General features: G+C 37.0%; 2 protein-coding genes. Both read right to left on the bottom strand.

The window, feature by feature from the left end; genetic code table 11:
- Positions 1-305 (bottom strand): EamA family transporter (locus V514_RS0118545; protein ID WP_029501248.1); only part of this gene is annotated, 305 nt, incomplete at its 3' end.
- A gap of 1,030 nt (positions 306-1,335) precedes the next feature.
- Positions 1,336-2,403: a DNA cytosine methyltransferase gene (locus tag V514_RS0118540; RefSeq protein ID WP_029501247.1), complete on the bottom strand. Its 1,068-nt coding sequence runs from the start codon at positions 2,401-2,403 to the stop codon at positions 1,336-1,338.
- Between the last annotated feature and the right edge of the window lie 65 nt (positions 2,404-2,468).

The following is a 2,468-nucleotide window of genomic DNA, read 5'->3' as shown; positions in this document are numbered from 1 at the left end:
ATAATTGCTTTCAATGAGAAAATTAGTGTGACAAGTGCTGCTGTACTATAAATTGTTCCATAATAAAGTAATAAATAGCTGATTGCAAAATTACAAACGCCAAACCCAATAATCGTAAAGTAATTCATTTTTTCTTTCGTAAATTTCATCTTTTTAATTTTAAATAAAATATAGAAAAGAATAAATGCAATTGCAGAACGGTATAACAATGAAATTTCTAAAGGAGCTTCTGTCCCTTGTATTTTAACAGCAATAAAGTTAAGTCCCCATATTAGCATACAAACTATGTACATAAAATAATTCAATTAAATCAATTCCTTTATTAATAAAGTACTTTCTAAAATCTCAACCTTTGTTCCTGAATATTCAAATTATACTCCAATAATTGTTTAAATTAGATTGTTTTTATTAAAAAGATAATTTTATATTAATTAGCGAGCTTCTATCTATACAGTCTCATACAAAAAAACGTTCCCAAATCAAAGTTTGGGAATATACAAAGAAGTCATGATTATTGTCGTATCAATGATCGTGACTTTTTTCTTTTTATATACGTGATTCTATGTACTCTATTATAATATCAGCCATATTTTTACTGAAGATGGTCCTAAAAAAACTAACTGCAATAGTTGTTAAATCATGCCCCGCCTCGCCGCCTCCTAGCGTGTGGACCATCATGCAGATCCCGGCCATCCTACACGCGCCCAGCTCTATCCGATTGCACTCACACTAAGGAAGCGATGTTGTAGCGCTCACTCTCGTTCGCTGCACCATCGCCTCCATTCATTTCCTACGCACTTCCACACTAATCCCCCTCCCCCCGCCGCCCTCGAGCACCCGGCATCCCCCACACCCTGTCAAAAAGGGAGAGGATTTTCGAGGCGCTCTTGGGGGGAGGACATGTCGGCCCGCACCCGCTCCGCTTTGTGCAGTCCGACTTTAGGAGGCGGCTTCGGCTACAAGTTGCAATGACGCACTTTCTGCCTTTCGCAACGAGCATGCTCCGCCAGGTCCTTCCGGCGCTTTGCACCTCGTCAGGACCGGCTCGCACAAAAAATAAGCCCTCTCGATGTCGGTGCTTGCGCACCTTTACAGATCGAGAAGGCTTTTGATATGTTAAAGCGCTAGACACGCCTATATTCAAGTGATTCGTAGCGAGCGCATCCCGCGGAGCTCACGCACCGCAGGGATCCACTCGTTGCCTGGATAGCAAGCCATCTAGATTTTCGGCGCTGTCGCACCTTTTCAAAATCAAGAAGGCTTGGAGTGGTGCTGCCAGATGGATTGTAGGCTCGTTTTGCTGTATTAGAATTCAAAAAACGTAAAATTTTGGTGTTATTTGTGAATATCGATATCTTTTAAATCCTGGATAATTACTTCTGCAATTTCTTTTGCAAGTAATGGAGGAACAGCATTACCAACCTGCTTCATTTGAGAAGATTTGTTTCCAAAGAAAATGAAATCATCAGGAAAAGATTGAATTCTTGCTGCTTCTCGAACAGTTATAGCTCTATCTAAGAATGGGTGGGTAAACCTTCCAGAAGAAGGGGTATCAAATCTAGTTGTGATAGTAACTGACGGGCTATCTTCTAACATTCTTGACCATGTACCGCTATAAATAGATTTTGTAAGATGTTCTTCGGGTAACATTTCTCTACCTTTTCCTGGAGGAATCAATTTTAATCGTTCTAAAGCGATTTGCGAATGTTTTGTAGCTACATGGTTATAAAGTACACTAGAATTTTTTCGCATTAATTTTTGATAATCAGACTGAGGCGATACTTTATAACTTTGTTCTAGTTTACCTTCCCCTGAGTTTAAAAAAGCTAAATCAGAAATGGCATCTTTAACTGTTATATTTTTTTTGTTTTTTTTTGGCAATTCTAATGCCCCATTCAGCTTTCCTAAGATAAATGCTCTTCTTCTATTTTGAGGGACTCCAAAATCAGCAGCATTTAATACATTAGAATCTAACGTATAACCTAATTCTTCAAATAGATTATATATTTCATGCTTAAAAGCTTGGTTGCCTGCAGATAAAATATTTGGAACATTTTCCATTAGAAAATAAGATGGTTTTACAAAAGCAACCACCTTATAGAAATAATTGAAAAGAAAGTTGCGCTCATCATCAAAAAGTTTACGTGCTCCTTTTTGAGAAAAACCTTGGCAAGGAGGGCCACCAACTATTACATCTGTTTGAGACTTATAGGTCTCAAAAATAGTTTCTATATTTAATTTTGTAATATCTTCATTTATCATTCTAATATTAGGATGATTTTTTTTGTAAGATTCTGAGATATCTTTGTCAATTTCATTAGCTAACAATACATTAAAACCTGCTTGCTGAAATCCCAATGAAATGCCACCGACACCTGAAAATAAATCAATAATATTTGGCATTATTTTCCCTCACTAATATTTAAATCTAAAAAGTTCAATTGTGTTGCTGATTGATTAATACGGTT

Source organism: Kurthia huakuii LAM0618, from assembly GCF_000505545.1.
GTDB classification, from domain to species: domain Bacteria; phylum Bacillota; class Bacilli; order Bacillales_A; family Planococcaceae; genus Kurthia; species Kurthia huakuii.
The sequence above is the reverse complement of the archived record's forward strand: the minus strand, read 5'-3'. Positions and strand labels throughout refer to the sequence as shown.